Annotated in this window: 13 protein-coding genes; 5 read left to right on the top strand and 8 right to left on the bottom strand. The window is 66.2% G+C overall.

Annotated elements, in window-relative coordinates:
- Window positions 1–106: 106 nt before the first annotated feature.
- The gene (locus AB6802_RS08875) at window positions 107–271 is read left to right on the top strand and encodes a hypothetical protein (RefSeq protein WP_371009686.1); all 165 of its coding nucleotides are present in this window, start codon (window positions 107–109) and stop codon (window positions 269–271) included.
- Between the two features lie 201 nt (window positions 272–472).
- On the opposite strand, the gene ligD is transcribed toward AB6802_RS08875, so the two are convergent.
- The 5 genes from ligD to AB6802_RS08850 form a co-directional block, all read right to left on the bottom strand.
- Window positions 473–2,974 carry a DNA ligase D gene (ligD, locus tag AB6802_RS08870; RefSeq protein ID WP_371009685.1) on the bottom strand — a complete coding sequence of 834 codons (2,502 nt, stop codon included), beginning with the start codon at window positions 2,972–2,974 and terminating at the stop codon, window positions 473–475.
- Window positions 2,975–3,049: 75 nt separating this feature from the next.
- Window positions 3,050–3,274 (bottom strand): hypothetical protein, encoded by a 225-nt coding sequence (locus AB6802_RS08865; protein WP_371009684.1) that lies wholly within the window; start codon window positions 3,272–3,274, stop codon window positions 3,050–3,052.
- A gap of 93 nt (window positions 3,275–3,367) precedes the next feature.
- Window positions 3,368–4,594, bottom strand: a complete 1,227-nt coding sequence (locus AB6802_RS08860) for a GNAT family N-acetyltransferase (protein WP_371009683.1) — start codon at window positions 4,592–4,594, stop codon at window positions 3,368–3,370.
- Window positions 4,595–4,604: 10 nt separating this feature from the next.
- On the bottom strand, window positions 4,605–5,912 hold the full coding sequence (locus AB6802_RS08855; protein WP_371009682.1) for a hypothetical protein: 1,308 nt from the start codon (window positions 5,910–5,912) through the stop codon (window positions 4,605–4,607).
- Complete coding sequence (locus AB6802_RS08850; RefSeq protein ID WP_371009681.1) at window positions 5,909–7,093, bottom strand: glycosyltransferase family 4 protein; 1,185 nt, start codon at window positions 7,091–7,093, stop codon at window positions 5,909–5,911. The genes AB6802_RS08855 and AB6802_RS08850 overlap by 4 nt, the downstream gene beginning before the upstream one ends.
- A gap of 396 nt (window positions 7,094–7,489) precedes the next feature.
- On the opposite strand from AB6802_RS08850, the gene AB6802_RS08845 reads away from it, so the two are divergent.
- A complete protein-coding gene (locus AB6802_RS08845) occupies window positions 7,490–8,683 on the top strand; it encodes a DUF1972 domain-containing protein (protein ID WP_371009967.1) in 1,194 nt (397 codons plus the stop codon).
- A complete protein-coding gene (locus AB6802_RS08840) occupies window positions 8,680–9,945 on the top strand; it encodes a glycoside hydrolase family 5 protein (RefSeq protein WP_371009680.1) in 1,266 nt (421 codons plus the stop codon). The genes AB6802_RS08845 and AB6802_RS08840 overlap by 4 nt, the downstream gene beginning before the upstream one ends.
- Before the next feature lie 79 nt (window positions 9,946–10,024).
- Here AB6802_RS08840 and AB6802_RS08835 read toward each other — a convergent pair whose 3' ends face one another.
- The gene (locus AB6802_RS08835) at window positions 10,025–10,672 is read right to left on the bottom strand and encodes a TetR/AcrR family transcriptional regulator (protein WP_371009678.1); all 648 of its coding nucleotides are present in this window, start codon (window positions 10,670–10,672) and stop codon (window positions 10,025–10,027) included.
- A 187-nt stretch (window positions 10,673–10,859) separates the two neighbouring features.
- On the opposite strand from AB6802_RS08835, the gene AB6802_RS08830 reads away from it, so the two are divergent.
- Complete coding sequence (locus AB6802_RS08830; RefSeq protein ID WP_371009677.1) at window positions 10,860–12,059, top strand: TCR/Tet family MFS transporter; 1,200 nt, start codon at window positions 10,860–10,862, stop codon at window positions 12,057–12,059.
- Here AB6802_RS08830 and AB6802_RS08825 read toward each other — a convergent pair.
- Window positions 11,983–13,428, bottom strand: a complete 1,446-nt coding sequence (locus tag AB6802_RS08825) for a VpsF family polysaccharide biosynthesis protein (RefSeq protein WP_371009676.1) — start codon at window positions 13,426–13,428, stop codon at window positions 11,983–11,985. The genes AB6802_RS08830 and AB6802_RS08825 overlap by 77 nt on opposite strands.
- 1 nt (window position 13,429) lies before the next feature.
- A complete protein-coding gene (locus tag AB6802_RS08820; protein WP_371009675.1) occupies window positions 13,430–15,481 on the bottom strand; it encodes a GumC family protein in 2,052 nt (683 codons plus the stop codon).
- Window positions 15,482–15,784: 303 nt separating this feature from the next.
- Here AB6802_RS08820 and AB6802_RS08815 point away from each other — a divergent pair, with 303 nt between their 5' ends.
- Window positions 15,785–17,293: a formyl transferase gene (locus AB6802_RS08815; RefSeq protein WP_371009674.1), complete on the top strand. Its 1,509-nt coding sequence runs from the start codon at window positions 15,785–15,787 to the stop codon at window positions 17,291–17,293.
- Window positions 17,294–17,380 lie beyond the last annotated feature (87 nt).

Raw genomic sequence — 17,380 nt, 5'->3', positions numbered from 1 at the left:
GCAACGCACCATTCCTATGTCATGTTCGTAATCGCCAGGGAGGAACAACCGGCCGCGCCAATGCGGCACAGCCGAACAAGTAGTTCGGCATGAAAGGAACCCTGTCATGTTCGACACCCTCGTCTCCCGCGCCCGCGCCAGCATGGCCAAGCGCCGCCACTACAATCGCCTCGTCGCCGAAATCGAGAACCTGTCGAGCCGCGATCTCGCCGATCTGCGCGCCGACCGTTCGGAAATGCTCTACCAGGTCCACAAGCAGATCTACGGCTGAGCATAGCCGGCCTAACGGCCGCCCTTTCCTGCCAGTAAGGCCGCGCCGCGATAGCGGTCGGCCTACTTTATGCTTCAGGCATCCTTTATGTTTGAGGCATCCCATTGAAGGTGGCGCTCGGCCTCCACGCGGTTCGTCATCCTAGGGCGGAGCAAGGAGCGGAGCGCCGCGCGCAGACCCTAGGATGACGAACGCGAGGGGCTACCTCCTCTCAAACGCCGGCAAATCCCTGGCAAAGTCATCGATCTCCGCCCATGGATCGCCTGAGGTCTCCAACAGGCCCGGCAGCGAGGCATAGTTCAGATCCTCCGGCGCATCGATCGCCTCCAGATCCGTCCAGCTGACCGGCGTCGAAGCCGGCAGATTGGTGCGGGCGCGTAGCGAATAGGGCGCGGCGGAGGTATGGCCGCGCGCGTTGCGGTGGAAGTCGATGAAGATGCGCTTCTTGCGGTTCTCCTTGCCCATCGTCGTGGTGAAGGTGTCTGGCGCACTTGCCGCCAGCAATGTCGAGATCGCGCTCGACGCCTGATGCAGTTTCTTCCAGTTCTGCTTTCTGGTCACCGGCACGGTGATGTGAATGCCCTTGCCGCCGGACGTCTTGGCGAAAGGCACCAGCCCGAGGCTCTCCAGCCCGTCCTTGATGTGGACCGCCGCCTCCACCACCTCGCGCCACGCAATCCCCTCGCCCGGGTCGAGGTCGAAGACGATCTGGTCCGGCCTGTCGAGTTTTGACCGATGCGTGCCCCAGGTGTGGAATTCGACCACGCCGAACTGCGCCAACGCCAGATAGCCCTTGGCGTCCTCGACCGAGAGATAGGTTTTCGCCTCTTCTTCCGAATTGATGCTTTCGAACACGGCGACCGAAGACGGCATGCCGATGAAGGCGTGACGCTGGAAGAAACAGTCCTGCGGCTTGCCCGTCGGGCAGCGCACCAGCGACACCGGGCGGCCGATAATGTGCGGCAGCATGAAATCGCCGACCAGCGCGTAGTAGACGGCAATGTCGAGCTTGGTCGGTCCGGTCTTGCCGAACAGGCGGCGCTCCGGATTGGTGACCCAGATGGTGGCGAGGTCGGATTCGGCGATCAGCCGCTTGCGCTTGACTTGCACCGGCGTCGTCAACCCGCCGACATCGCGCAGGCCGCGGAACACGCCGTGGCGCAGCGAATTGTCGGCGGTGCGGTTGGCATAGCGGATACGGGCCGACAGCAGGGGCTTCACCCAATGCATCTCGCGCATGATCTCGCGTGGCACGCCTTCGGGCGGCGTGGCGCCGGCGGTCAGCCGCTCCAGCCGTGCCAAAAGGTCCGCCGCCATCCGGGCATCGAAACCGGTGCCGACCTTGCCGCGATAGTGGAGTTCACCATCGACGAACTCGGCCATGCCGAGCGCCGCCAGCCCCTCCGCCTGCTCCGACACCGTATAGCCGGCGATGACGAAATCGTCGGTCTTCGGCGCCTTGGCCTTGGTCCAGCTCTTGGTGCGGCCGCTGATGTAGATGGCATCGGCGCGCTTGGAGACCACCCCCTCCAGGCCAAGATCAGGAGCCTGGTCGAAAAGGCCCTGCCCGTCGCCCTCGACATGATCGCTATACTGGATGGCGGAATTGGTGGCCTGGCCGGCGAGCAGCTCGGCCAGCAGCGCCTTGCGCTTCCGTAGTGGCGCCTTGCGCAGGTCCCAACCGTCGAGGTGCAGGAGATCGAAGGCGTAGAAATGCAGTTTTGAGCCGGCGCCGGCCGACAGCGCATCCTGCAGCAGCGCAAAGCGGGAGATGCCTTTGTCGTCGAGCACCATGATCTCGCCGTCGATGATCGCCGCGCTGACCGGCAGCCGCGAAAAGGCTTGCGGCAGATCGCCGTAGCGCTTCGTCCAGTCGATGCCGCCGCGGGTGACAAGCCGCACTTCGCCGCCCGCGACATGCGCCATGGTTCGGTAGCCGTCGAATTTGATCTCGTGCAGCCATGTTTCGCCGGTGTTTTCTGCCGGGTCGTCGCTCCCCGGTGGCTTCTGCACCTGCGTTGCAAGCTGCGGCTCGATGCGGGCGGGCGGCTCGGCCTTCACCGCGCCGGGCAGCGCGCCGGGCTTCAATGAGCCCGGCTTGGGCGGCAGGCGCTCGCGCTTCCTGGGCGGCGCCACCAGTTCCTCGATCAGGCGGCCCGACTTCACGCTTTCCGGCCGCTCGACGAGGATGTCCAGCCTGGCGTCGGCGGCGAGGTCGCGCTCCTTGAACAGGAGCCAGTTCTTCTTGTGCTCGTCCTCGCCCGGCTTCGGCTTCAGGCGGGTCAGCATCCAGCCGCCATTCAGCTTCGCGCCGGCCAGGCGGAACTTGAAGGCTCCGGTGCGCAAGCTCTTTTCGACATCCTCCATCGGCGCCCAGGTGCCGGTGTCCCAGACAATCATCGGCCCGCCGCCATATTCGCCCTCGGGAATGACACCCTCGAAGTCGATATATTCGATCGGGTGGTCCTCGGTCTCGACGGCGAGGCGCTTGTCGGCCGGGTTGAGTGAAGGCCCGCGCGGCACCGCCCAGCTTTTCAGGACGCCGCCGACTTCGAGGCGCAAATCATAGTGGTCGGCGGTGGCGTGGTGCTTGTGAACGACAAAGCGGTTGCCGGCATCGCTGGCCGCACCGCCCGCGGGTTCCGGAGTGCGGGTGAACTCGCGCTTGGCGCGGTAGGGGGTGAGCTTGGCGGGAGATGGCATCAGCTTCCCGAGTCCGCAGCCGCCAAAGACAAAGGCCGAGTTCCCGCCAGCCTTGCCGTCTTCATCCGTGAAAACTCAATCGTCGGCGGCCGGCGTCAATTCCAGTTCGGCGGGCGTCAGCCCTTGCCTGAGCTGGCTCAGCCGGAACTCGTCGACCCAGTAGGCTTCGCCGTCGACCAGAACGCGGGCGCTATAGCTGCCGCCGGAAAAGCGTTGCGCGGCGACATAGACCTGATGGCGGTCGAGCGCCTTCTTCACCGCGGCGCGGCGGGAATTTTCTCTGGCGGTGGGACTGGCCATGGCTTTACTCGAACACGCTGCGGCAGGACTGGCGGCTGCCTTAAGGATGGCGGAGAGCGGGATGCGAGTCAATTTTCAGCTTTGCGCCGCCGCTCAGCGGCCCGCCCGCAGCCGACGCCAGCGCTGCATGGCTTCCTGCGCGACCTTGTGCAGGCGCGGGTTGGCGCGCACCAACGACTCGCCCTTGCCGCGGTACTTGATGGCCTTGCTGGCGGCAAGGCCCCTCAGCGTAACGCCGTAGCAAAGTTCGGACAGAACCGACTTCACCGCGCCCATATGTTCCTTGTAGCTCTGGTTGCCGACCGACAGGTCGAAATAGTCGAAGCCGGCGCCCCGCCCCCATCTGATCAGCTCGCCCATGATGCAAAGCCCTGGCGAAACGTTAGGCACCGCGCCCTGGTCGATCGCGATCAAAAGCGCATGCAAGGTGCCCAGATGGACCGCCAGGTACTGGACCGCGACCATGACGTCACCGGCGCGCAGACCGAAGATCCGCACCGAGCCATCCGTCAGGCCGCGATGCGCGGCGCTGCGATAGAAATCGACGACCGCCGGCTGCGCCAGGAGATCGAACCGGCCGAGCTCGCGAAAGCGGCTGAGCCGCATCTCGACCAACTGGCCGAAGGTGGACTCCACCAGGGCCGGCGTATCGGCCTCCACCAGCGCCAGGCCGCCATTGCGATCGAGCCGGCGCAGGTCTTTGTTGAGCGCCTTGACGAAGGACGGGCGGCAGATGCGCCTGACGACGGTTTCGGCGTCGCCGTCCATGGTGATGCCGTAGTGGCAGTGGATGGAGTCGCGCGCCGGCGCGAGCAGCGCCAGCGGATTGGCGACGCCGCCGATTTCCTTCGGGATACCGATGATGTGGATGCGGTCGGCCAGCGGCAGCACTGAAAGCACCGCCGCCCAGGCCGCCTCCGCGGCTTGGCTGGTCCAGGGGCTGGCATCGACGAGCAGCGGCGCCGCATAGTCGCACACGCCGCAGCTCAGCCATTCGACCACCCAATGATGGAAAGCGCGGCGGCGCATCAGCGGCAGGAGCATTGCCGGCTCGCCGGTCGCGGCATCCCGCACTTCGACGATGAGGATCTCGGCCTTTTCGGGCAGCAGCCCAGCCACGATGCCTTCGGCCCAGGCGAAGTGCTGGTGGCCGGTGCACACGCCGGTTGTCTCGAGACGCAGCCAGAGCGGTTTGACCGACTCAAGGGTGGTGTAGAGCCGCGCGACATAAGCGCCGCTGACGGTGCGGGCCGAAGGCGTTTCGGCCTGGTCGTCGACCAGGCCGGCCACGGCGTGCATCGGCATCGTCTCGCTTGCCAAGATCTCTCTCCTACCGCCTGAAGGCCGCGAGCGCGGCCGCGCGACGCCATGATCCGAACCAGCTGTCGCGCCGCTCGTTGGGATGTTCGAAATTCCACATGCGGTGGCGCGCAAAATACCAGCAGAGCACAAACACGAAGGTCTCGGAGGCAGCCGAGCCGGCCAACGCCCAAGTCGGCGGCGCGATGGCGAGGATTATCGCGATCAGCGCCAGCCCGACGACCGCGCCGCCCATGGTGATGATCGCGACGATACGGAAGTCGCCGATAATCTCGAGCACGACGCGCGGCATGACGTAGAGCATGATCGGCACGTAATTGGCGATGGCCAGAAGCCCAATGAAGCTGATCGAGGCGCCCTGCAGGGCCTGGGATTTTATCATCGGCAGGATGAACAGGATGGCGCAACCATAGGCCACGCTGCCGATACCCATGACGAGCGTCCAGATCCTGGCCTGCGTCCAGACCTGGGCTGTCTCGTTTCTGTACAGCAGTTTGGCGAGCTCGGGTTGCGCCATGTTGACGAAAGCCAGGCTGATGATACGCAGCGGCGCAAACAGCAGCATCACTGCCGCCAGCGGCGCATAGGCGGCCGGGCCGGCAATGCCGGCGACCAGCAGCGCCAGGCACTGCCCCTGGATGTTGCTGGTGGTGGCGCTGAACGCCGACCAGCAGAGCTGCGACCAGAGCTTGGCATAGCGCCGCCAGGTGGGTGCCCTGAAGGAGATACGCGTCGTGCGGGGCGACAGGCGGACCAGCACGGCGATGCCGATCACATTGGCCGCGGCAAGGGCGTAGAAGCTGCCTTCCAGATCGTCGCCGAGGAACCAGATCGCCAGCGCGGCAAGCGCGATGCCGGCAAACGTGAAAGCGGCGTCGCTGATCGATACGACAACCTGCATGCGGCGCGCGAAGTACGCCGTGCGCATGTGGCTGCGCAACGACCATGCGCCGACGAAGCAGCCGGCGGCAACCCCGCTCGGGTCACCGAGCAGATGCATCAAAAGGCCAGTTCCGAGGGCCATAAAAATCGCCACCACCAGCGCCGCCGATCCGAAAGTCACGTCATGCGCGTCGACGCCGGCGGCGGTCGTGCTCTTTCCCATCCATATCGAGGCCGGAACGGCGGTGAGCGAGCGGATGTAAGACAGGCCGACGCCGCCCATCACCATGGCGATGGCGAAGAGGCCGTAGCCTTGCGCCGACAACAGATGCAGGAGCGCGATGTTGAGGGCGAAGTGAAAGCCACTCTGCATCGCCTCGCCGCCGATCATCAGGATCAGGCGCCGTACCAGATGGCTTGGTAAGACGAGTTTCACGAGCGGGTCTCAGCCTCGCGGACGACAGGCGCCCGGCCCTGCCGCGCGGGCGCGGCTTTCAGCTTGTCGGCGACGATCGAAACGATCGCCCCGGCCGCGATAGCCTCGCTGAAGATCGCCTCGAAACGCGCCCGTCCGGCGGCAGGGAAGCCGCGCCAGTCCCGCGGCCGCAGGATGATCTTTTCCAGCCGCGCGGCAAGGGCTTCGGCATCGCCCGGCGGCACGTGCCAGCCGGTCTCGCCGTCGGCCACGACTTCGACCAGCCCGCCGATCGCCGACACTAGCGGCGGCCGGCCCCAGGCCATCGCCTCGATGGCGACGCGGCCGAGCGATTCCGGACGCCGCGAGGGGACCGCAACGATATCGGCCCAGCGGTAATGTTCGGAGGGATCGGATATGAACGGCAGCACTTCGACATGGCCAGTCAGCCCCATGCGCTCGACCAGTTCCGCCAAAGCGCGCTCGCGCTCGACGCTCTCGAACGCGCCGCCGACCAGGCGGACCTCGATACGATCGCGCAATGCGGGCGGCAGCGCCGCCACCGCTTCGAGCAGCACCTCCTGCCCCTTGATGCGGTTGACGCGGCCGAGCAGAAGCACTTTGAGCGGCCGGTTGCCGTCGTAGGTCATCGGCAGGGCGGCCCCCGGGCCGGCAACGCCGTTATAGACGACATGCGTGCGCCGTCCGCTTGCGTCGAGGACCGGCGGATCGCCGAAGGTGGCGCGCGTGGCGCGCGAGTTGAAGATGAGGTCGGCGCGGCTGAAGCGCATCAGGCCGGCAAGAACCTTGCGCAGGATGCCTTCCGGAATCTCGTGGATATGCAGCAGCGCCTTGCGCGGCAACAGACGCGCGGCCATCGCATAGTCTGCGACGATCGAAGTGTTGACATAGGTTATGTCGGCGCCGTGCATACGCCGCCAGGCCCGCCACAGCGCTACCGGCAGCCGCGCCATCTCGACCGTGGCAAGCCGTATCGCCGCCTGGCGTCGCAAGATCCAGAGCGGCTCGAAGACGATGCGGCTGGCATGCGGCTCGAGGATCGAGACGATCGGACCCTGGCGCGGCAGGACGACCTCGATGTCGGCGGCCGGGAAGGCGGCGCGCAGCGCAGCCACGCTCTCCGCAAAACTGCGGTCCGAACCATAGAGTTCGTAGCCCTGATGAACACAGGCAATCCGCATCGTCAAATTTCCACCTGCATCCTCGTATCCGGCCGGGCCACGCCCCAATGCATCGCCAGCTGGCCCCTTAAAGCGCGGAAAGAACTTCATGCCAGATCCGCACGCCGCTCCGCCGAACGGTGGCCGTAACGAACCCGGAGCAAGGATCGTGCCGGGTCTGATCTGTCCGGCCGTGGACAAAAGGCCCCGACCGTGCTCCGTTTCGAAACAGATAAGTCCTGAAAGGTTGACCGATAATGAAACAACCTGGGCGTTCTGAACAAATATTTTACAACTCGGTGTAATCTTCATCTGTGAACCGGACGTTGGCACGAAAGTTGCTGTGGCTCTGTTAAGAAAATATCAACCATGAACGAGCCGCCGAAAGCCATCGTCTTGAGACCTGAAAGACCCGCCATGCCGGTCGAAAAGCCTTCGATCCCGATCGATAAACCATCGATCCTGATCCTGGGAACGCGCGGCATCCCCGCTTCCCATGGCGGCTTCGAGACCTTCGCAGAGCGGCTGGCACTGTTCCTGGCCGGGCGCGGCTGGAACGTCGGCGTCTACTGCCAGAAGGAGGTCGAGCGCGTCGGCCGGCGGGTGACCACCGACACCTGGCGCGGCATCGAGCGCATCGTCGTCGAGGTCGCCTCCAAGGGCCCGCGCGCGACACTGGAATTCGACTGGCAATGCGTGCTCGACGCCGCCAGGCGCCCGGGCGTGTGCCTGGTGCTCGGCTATAATGGCGCGCTGTTCCTGATCTGGCTCAGGCTGATGCGGCGCAAGATCTTCACCAACATGGACGGCATCGAATGGCGCCGGCCGAAATGGGGGCCGGCGGCGCGCAGCTGGTTCTGGCTCAACGAATGGATCGGCGCCTGGCTGTCGCACCGGCTTGTCGCCGACCATCCGGCGATCGCCGATCATCTGGCGACCAGGCGGCCGCGCAGCGCCATCGCCACGATTGCTTATGGCGGCGACCCGGTGACCTCGGCGCCGGAAGAACCCATCCGCGCGCTCGGGCTGGAGCCCGGCAAATACCTGGTCTCGATCGCGCGTGTCGAGCCCGACAACAACATCCTGCCGATCGTCGAGGCTTTCCGCCGGCGCGAGCGCGGCGACATGAAGCTGGTGGTGCTGGGCACGCTTTCCGACGACATCCCCTACCACCGCGCGGTGCGCGAGGCGGCGGGTTCGGTGGTGGTGCTGCCGGGCGCGATCTACGACCAGGAGACGGTCAAGGCGCTGCGCTATCATGCGCGCGCCTATATGCACGGCCACACCGTCGGCGGCACCAATCCTTCGCTGGTCGAGGCGCTGGCCGCCGGCAACATGGTGATCGCGCATGACAATCCCTATAACCGCTGGACCGCCGGCGAGGCCGCGGTCTTCTTCCGCGATGCCGACAGCCTGAGCGACCGCATCGACGAAGTGCTCACCGACGACGCGCTGGTCAAGCGCTGCGGCAAGGCGGCGCGCGAACGCGCCCGCGCGGCCTTCCGCTGGGACGACATCCTGCTTGCCTATGAGAAGGAAGCGCTGAACCTGCTCGGCGCCAAAGGCCCGGCGCTGGCCGCGATCGATCGCGTCAAGCCCGGCGCCGCATGACCGGCTGGTCGCGCCGCCGCATCCTGAAGGCGGCGCTTGCCACGGCGACGGCGCCGCTGCTGCCACCGCTCTCCATCCCAGCCCGTGCCGCGACCGGCGCCTGGCCATTTAGACGCGGCGTCAACGCATGGCCGTGGTTTGCGCTGACGCGCGAATTTCCCGCGCCGCGCACCGATTACGACTGGCCGGCTTTCCAGTCGCAGCGGCCGGTGCCGACGCCGGCCGACCTAGCCCGGCTGCGGGCGAGTGGCCTCGATTTCATCCGCCTGCCGGTCGATCCCGGTCCGTTTCTCGCCTTTGAAGGCGATCATCATGCCGCGCTGATGACAACGCTGATCGACGCGGTGAACGCTGCCCTTGCCGCCGATCTCGGCGTCATCGTCAATGTGCAGGCCAACGGCGCCACGCATTACTGGAATCCCGACCGCATGGTTTCCAGCCGCCAAGCGCCGGAATTCGCGCGCTACCAGGCTTTCGTCGGCGAGCTCGCCGGCAGGTTGGAAGGCATCGCGCAGGACAAGATCGCGCTGGAACCGATCAACGAACCGCCGCAGGACTGCACCTCCGACACCTGGCCGGCGGTGCAGGCGGCGCTGCTCACCGCCGCGCGCGCCACGGCGCAAAACCTGCCGCTGGTCACGACCGGCGGCTGCGGCTCGATGGTGCGCGGCCTGACCGCGCTCGATCCGGCGCCGCTGGCAGCCTTCGAGCCAATCCTGTTCACCTTCCACTTCTACGAGCCCTACCTGTTCAGCCACCAGGGCGCGCCGTGGATGCGCGAGCCGGTCTACCGATCGCTGAACAACGTGCCGTGGCCGGCCTCGGCCGGCACGCTGGAAGCGACGCTGGCTTCCGTCCGGGCGCGGATGGCGCAGGACACGGAGATTTCCGAAGCCGACAAGCAGGCCGCCTATGCCGAGACCGGGCGCGTGCTGAAAGTCTATTTCGACGCCCAGCCCGACCGCCGTTTCGTCGATGGCTATCTCAAACAGGTGAGCGACTGGGCGGACAGTCACGGCATAGCCCGCGAGCGCATCGTCATGGGCGAGTTCGGCGCGCTGCGCACCGATGCCCGCTATGTCGCCGCGCCCACTGCCGACCGGGCCCGCTATATATCCGATGTGCGGCAGAGCGCCGAAGCGGCGGGCTTTCCCTGGGCATTCTGGGACCTGTTCGACGGCATGGGCATGATGGACGACACGACCCGCGCGCTCGACCCGGCGATGGTCGAGGCGCTGGGGCTGACGATGCCGGCCGAGTGAGCGCCACGCTTGATGCGTCGATTCGGACGATGCGCTTAAGCCTTTGTTTTCATGCGTGCCGTTCTCCCGATGTGCACGCCTAGACATAAGGCGTGCCCGCCATCGCCGCGTTCAGACCGACGGCGCCCTTGTCGACCAGCGCCAGGAAGACCTCTTCCGCCTTGCCGCTGTCGCGCGTCTCCCGAAATGTCCGGTGCGCCTCGATATAGGCGACCGCCCAGGTCGCGAGCAGCAGGCCGGCGGCGAGACGCGCATCGGGATCGCCGGCGTCACGGCCGACGCTTTCGGCCAGCGCCTGCGCCACCAGCTCGGCCAGCTCGTCGCGGATCGCCCTCGCCCTTGCCTTCAACGTCTCGCTGCCGGCGATCGTCGGCACCATGCGCTCGCTGCGGGACGAGAACTCGACCACCGGACTCTTTTCCGCAACCAGCCGATGCGCAAGCTGGTGGAACGCTTCGAGCGGCGCGACGCCGGCCTGGCGCTGGCGCACCGCCTCGCGCAACATTTCGCGGCCTTCCGCGTCGCGGTCGAAGAACATGTCCTCCTTGCGCGGGAAATGGTTGAACACCGTCATGCGGCCGACATCGGCGGCCTCGGCGATCTCGTCCACCGTCACATGATCGAAGCCGCGCTCCATGAACAGGCGCGTGGCGGCATCGGAGATCGCCTGACTGGTGGCGAGGCGTTTTCGCGAACGGCGGTCGGATGGGGCTGGTTTGGCGGGCATAGGCTCGTCCTAGCATGATTTGTGTACTGAGTACATATTTGTATTGACAGAGCAATGCCGCCACGCCATATGTGTACTCAGTACATATTTAATCTCAGTATATGGCCCTGAAACCACCCTGCCGGCATCGAGGCGAAGACCTCGTTGCGGTCCCGGGGTGAGCTGGCCGTTGCTCCCGGAGCTCCCCATGAACAGACCCCTCATCGTCATCTTCGCCGCCATATGCCTTGACGCCATCGGCATTGGCCTTGTCTTCCCCATCCTGCCGCGCCTCCTCGAAGAGGTGACGCACAGCCAGGACATCGCGCTCAACATCGGCATCATGACCGCGCTCTACGCGGCCATGCAGTTCCTCTTCGCGCCGGTGCTCGGCGCGCTCAGCGACAATCTCGGCCGCCGCCCCGTCCTGCTGATTTCGCTGGCGGGCGCCGCCATCAATTATGTCATCATGGCCTTCGCGCCGAGCCTCCTGTTGCTGCTTCTCGGCCGCGCCATCGCGGGTCTGACCAGCGCCAACATCTCGGTGGCGACGGCCTACATCACCGACATCACGCCACAGGACAAACGCGCCGCCCGCTTCGGCCTGTTCAACGCCATGTTCGGCACCGGCTTCATCGTCGGGCCGGTGCTCGGCGGATTGCTCGGCGACCATTGGATCCGGCTGCCCTTCATCGCCGCCGCCATGCTCAACGCCGCAAACTTCCTGCTCGCCGTCTTCATCCTGCCGGAGTCGCGCACACCGTCCAGGCAGAAGATCGATCTCGCCGCGCTCAACCCACTGCGGCCGCTGCGCTGGGTGTTCTCGATGAAGGGGCTGGCGCCCATCGTGCTGGTCTATTTCATCCTCTCCGGCGCCGGCGAAGCCTATGGCACCTGCTGGGCGCTCTGGGGCTTCGACACATTCGGCTGGAACGGCCTGTGGATCGGCCTCTCGCTCGGCATGTTCGGACTGTGCCAGACGTTGGTGCAGGCCTTCCTGCCCGGCCCCGCCGCCCGGTTGCTCGGCGAGCGCAAGGCCTTCATCGTCGGCATGGCCTGCGCCTGCGTCGCGCTCACAGTCATGGCGTTCGCCAACCAGGGCTGGATGGTGTTCGCCATCATGCCGGTCTTTGCGCTCTCCGGCATCGGCACGCCGGCCTTCCAGGCCCTTGCCACCCGCCAGGTCGACGCGGCCCGGCAGGGCCAGTTGCAAGGCGTGCTGGCCTCCGCCGTGAGCCTCGCCTCGGTCATTGCCCCGCTCGCCTTCTCGACCGTCTACTTCGCCACCCAGAGAGAGTGGCCCGGCGCCATCTGGCTCTCGGTGATCGTCATCAATGCGGTTGCCGTGCCGCTGGTGTTTGTCGGGACGCGGGCGAGCCGGCAAGCGGAGGCGCCTGCGGGTGCGTAGTACGCCTCGCCGCGTTTCCGTGAGACCTCGCCGGCCGATACAGCGCCAGCGCGATCACGACGAATTTGGTCATCAGCGCCGTCTTTGAAGCCAGGCTTTCGGAGGTGTTGATCAGGATCAGCCAGCCCAGCATCGGCAGCCAGATGCCGGGATGGCAGCGGCGCGCCACCTCGTGCATGAACAGCGCGAAGCCGAAGAAGATCAAAAGCGTGAAGAACGCGCCCTGGTAGAGGGTCATGCGGATGATCGGGTTCTCGACGCCTTGTTCGAGGCCGCTGATCCGGCGCAGGCTCTCCAGCAGGTCAATGTCGGGGCCGACGATGATGTCGCGCAGCTCGAGCTGGTTGAACAGGTCGAACATCTGGATGCGCGAATTGGCGCTGCCGTTGTCGGAGACGAAACGTGTGAGCAGCGCGTCGAAGAAGCCGTAGTAGCCGGCGAGCGCGACCGCCAGAGGCAAGAGCGCGCACAGCATGACCACCAGCGCTGCGGCCAAAAGGTTGACGCGCCCGGTCCTGAGCTGCGCGATGCCGCGGATGAACATATAGGCGCCGCCGAGCAGGATGGTCACCACCATGGCCGAGCGGCCGCCGAAAGCGACGAGCGCTGCGCATTGCAGGCCGACGAGTCCGAGCCTGAGCGGCGTCTTCAACGACCGCGAACCGGACAGCAGCGCCAGCACATAGATCGCGGTGACCGTGGCGTTGGAGAGCGGATGCCCCTGCAGCGCCGTCGATCGCGGGTCGTTGACGAACACCACGCCGTCGAAGCGGTAGGGAAAGACCAGATGTTTCGTCGCGAATTCGAACAGCGCCAACAGCGCGTTCACCGTCATGACGGTATGGACGACAACTTGCAGCCGGGCAAAGGTCTTCTCGTCGTCTTCGCCCAGCATCAGCACCAGCAGCGCCGGGGTCACGAAGGTGTCGATCATGCCGGCCATGCCGGGACGTTGCCTGAGGACGACGACGACAAGAAGCACCGCCGCGATCACCGCCATCAGCGCGCTGGCCGGCCGTCGGTCGGCGACATGCACGACATAGCCGACCGGATTGCCGAAGACGCAGGAGCGCCAGACGAACACCAGCACCAGCAGATAGGTGGACGGGTGGATCTTGCTCAGCGGGCTGCCCTGCAGGCCATCGTAATTATAGCCGGCCAGCCACAGCATGCCGCCCGACATGCCAAACAAAAGCAGCACCACGCCGGTGAGGCCGAGGCGGGTCAGCGTATCGACCGGAACGGTGCGCGGGCCAGCCGTACGATAGGAGGAGCTACCTTGGGGTGTCTGGAGCGGGACTGGCCGAGCCTGGATCTGGGCAGGCTCGATCGAGCCGGACTGGGATGAGATCGACAGCAGCGAAGCCATCTCAGGCCGCCTCGTCGACCAGCACGGCGCCAGTCGGCAGCCGCCCCATGACCGAGATCGCCTGCGACGTGGTGGCGACGTCGCGCATCGGCGTGGTGTTCAGCCGGGCAACGAGCAGGATCTCGTCGGCCATGGCGACCAGCGGCGAAACGTTGAGGTCGTCGGTGAGCGCGCCGCCATCGATGACGACGAGCTCGAAACTGTTGCTGGCTTCGGCCAGCATGCGATGGACGAAGTAGAGCGCCTGCGCTTCCTGGAACACCGCCGTCGGCCGGCCCCTGCCGACCAGCGCCACCGTGCTGCCGGGCGCATAGCGGCTGATCGCTTCCAACGGATAGTCGCCGCGCATGACGTCGAGTATGCCGGGCTGCGGGTCCTTCTGGTCCTTGCCCGCATTGGTGTCGATGAACAGAACGCGGCGGCCCCTCGCCGCCGCCGCATTGGCGAGCTGCCACGACACCCTGGCGCGCTGCGCCTTGTCCTCTTGCGGCGACGTCACCAGGATCGAGGGCACCAGCGGCCAATCCGGCGGCCGCCTGGTCGAGGCGGCGATGCGCTGCAGCGCCAGCCCGGCGACGGCGTCGGTCCTCTGCGTCGGCGCATTGTGGCCAAAGGGCCAGGGCCGCTTGCGCACGGACTTGCCCGGCAGCACGCCCAGCACCGGCGCGTCGATGGCCGACTGCATCTGGTTGGAGGACAGCACGGTTGGTGCCAGATATTCCGCAATCAGCGCCAGGCCGGTACCCAGCGCCAGGCCGCCGAAGATGGCGCCGAACAGCAACAGCCATTTCGGCGGCCAGCTCTTCTTCAGCGCCGGCATGGCCTCCGAGATGATGCGCGCATTGGTGCTGTCGACATTGGTCTGCTCACGCGTCTCCTGGGCGCGCTGCAAATAATTGGCATACACGGTGCGCACGGCGTCGAGATCGCGCTGCAATTCGCGCAGCCGCACCGAGGCCTGATCGGTGTCGAGCGATTTCGACTTCATTGCCGCGACCTGGCCCTCCAGCGCCTTCTGGTTGGCCAGGGCTCGCCCGTAGTCGGTCTCGGCGGCGGTGACGATGCGGCCGAGCTCGCGCTGGATCAGCACATGCAGATCGCGCAGCTGCTGCTGAGCGGCGATCATCGAGGGGTGACGCGGCCCGAGCCCGGTGCCGAGCTGCGATATCTGATCGACCAGCGAGGCTTCCTGGGCCCTGAGGCTGGAAATGGTCGAGGAGCGCATGGCTTCCGAGGTCGCGTCCGGCGCGCCGCCCTGCCGGCGCAGCTGGTCGACCTGAGCCTTGAGCTGCTGGGTGCGCGCCTGCGCGGCGGTCAGCTCGGCATTGAGCCCGGTCAGCTCCTGGTCGCTGACCAGATTGCCCTGGGCCATCACCATGTTGTGCTGCGAGCGATAGGCCTCGACGGCGTTCTCGGCCTGCTCGACGCGCCGCTGCTGCTCGTCGAGCCGCGCGGTGATTGCCTTGGACGCGTTGGCCGCCTTGTCCCTGCGCGCGTCCGCCTGGTCGGCGAGGTAGGCTTTGGCGATGGCGTTGGCCAGGTCCGACGCCTTCTGGGCGCTTTTGGCGGTGATGATGATGTTGAGCACCAGCACCTTGTCGTCGCGCTTTACCGCGAGGCGGCGGCGCAACGAATCCAGGGTGGTCGCCATTTTGTCGCTATCGCTGTCACCGAAGATCTTGGCCATCCAGCGGCCGAGCGAGCCTTGTCCGTTGAAGTCTGGATCCTCGGTGAGGTTGGTCGCCTTGATCGCGCGCAGCAGCACGCCATTCGACTGCGCGACGCTTACCTGGCTCTCGACCTGGGTGATGCCGCCATCGGGCGAGATGCGGCTTGGATTGACGTCGTTGGTGACGACCTGGAGATCTTCCGGGTCGACGATGATCTGGGCCGTCGATGAGTAGAGCGCCGGCGTCAGCAAGGCATAGGCGAGCGTGACCAGCGTCAGCAGCGCGACGGTGGCGAAGATCAGGAAGCGGCGGCGCAACAGGATGCGGCCGAGATCGCCAAGCTCGACCATGGCCGGCTGCGGTGCTGGTGCATAGACAGGCATCGGCGCCGACCCGTCTGGAGCGTACTGCTGAGGCACCATGAGCAGGGATGATTGCAAAGGTCGCTCCGACAACGCTCCATCTGCCGGCAAAGTCGAAATCGCGGCGTCGATCTAGCTATTCCCGGCAACGATTAAAACATTGTTAATTATGTTAATTATTCATGTGGATCCTGGCATGAAGCTTGCATTTCAGAGGTGCAACCTGGTTGCAACCGGAAGCGGAGAAACGAGGCGCATGCGGCGGGAATTTGATTTGGCGGGCTGGCCCGCCGGCACCGGACAGGAACAGCCGGGGCCATCGCCATGCGGCTAGCCCTGCGTCTCAACGGGGATCGCGTGCGCGCTTTCCATGTCGCTCTGGCCGAGCGGCTCGCGCTGCTTCCCGGCATGGAACTCACCATCGACGCCCGCCCGGCGGCGGGCGCTGTGCCGTGCGAGGCCGAGGCCCTGTTCCAGCTTGAAACGCTGATCCACCGCCTGCCCGCCAATGGCACGGCCCGGCGTGTGCCGCTTTCGGCACTGGCGGTCTATGCCAGACCGTCGGGGGCGGTCGATCTTACCGTCGACCTGTGCGGCGACGTCGAGATGGAGGGGCGCCGCGTCTGGCGGCTCAGCTATGACGGCGCCTGCGGCGAGGCGGCGCTGCTGGCGCTGATCCTTGCCGGCCGGACGCCCACTGCCCGCCTCGAGCAGAACGGCGCTGTCGTCGCCGAGGCGCGGCTCGGCACCGAGTATCACGGCATCGCCCTTGCGTCCTTGCAGGACATGCTGGCGCGCTCCGCCAGCCTGATCGTGGCGGCCGTCGGCGGCGCGGCGCGCTCGACCCTGCCGGTCTTGCCCGAACCGTCTTCCGAGGCGCTGCCGCCGCCGATGCCGTCGGCGGCAAAACTCGGCGTGCGGGCCGCCAAGGCGACGGCGCGCCGCATCGTCCAGCAGATCTATCATCTGTGCTACAACGCCCCGCACTGGCGGGTCGGCTGGCGCGAGACGCAAGGGCATGATCTCTACGAGTTGCGCGCGCATCCGCCATCGGGCTGGCGCGACCTGCCCGACGACGGCAGCCGCTTTTACGCCGACCCCTTCCCTGTTCTCCATAACGGCCAGGTGACGCTGTTCGTCGAGGATTACATCCACCGCACCGGCAAGGCGATCCTTTCGGCGGTGGCGTTCGGCCCCAACGGACCGGTCGGCCAACCGAAGCCGGTGCTGGAACTGCCCTATCACCTCTCCTACCCCTTCGTCTTCGAGCGCGACGGCGAGATGTGGATGGTGCCGGAAAGCGGGGCCAACCGCAGCGTCGACCTCTACCGCGCCACCGCCTATCCGGGCGGCTGGGTGAAGGAAGCGACGTTATTGTCCGACATCGTCGCCAGCGACACCACATTGATCGAGCATGGCGGCCGCTGGTGGATGTTCGCCACCGTGCGCGATGGCGGCGGCGCCTTCTCCGACCAGCTGCATCTGTGGTCGGCGCCCGACTTCCGCGGACCATGGACGCCGCATGCGAAGAACCCCGTGCTCATCGACATCGCTTCGGCGCGGCCGGCCGGCCGCATGATCAGCCGTGGCGGCCAGCTTCTGCGCCCTGTGCAGGACTGCCGGCGCAGCTATGGCGCGGCGCTTGGCATCGCGCGCGTCACCCGGCTGGACGATGACGGCTTCGAGCAAGTCGTGGAGACGATCCTGACCTCGGGTGCGGGCTGGGCCGGCCGCAAGCTGCATACGCTCAACGAGGCGGGCGGGCTGGAATTCATCGACGGTTCGGCGATGGCGCCGCGCTGGAAACAAGCTAAGTCCCGGGAATTAACCTAACTTTTCATTGCTACCAGGCTCGCGCCTGGGTTGCTTGAGATTGTTTCGGCTACCGGAGATATTTGCCCCAATGGGCTGTGGAGTAGG

The organism is Mesorhizobium sp. RCC_202 (genome assembly GCF_041355295.1).
Taxonomy (GTDB): Bacteria; Pseudomonadota; Alphaproteobacteria; order Rhizobiales; family Rhizobiaceae; genus Mesorhizobium.
The sequence above is the reverse complement of the archived record's forward strand: the minus strand, read 5'-3'. Positions and strand labels throughout refer to the sequence as shown.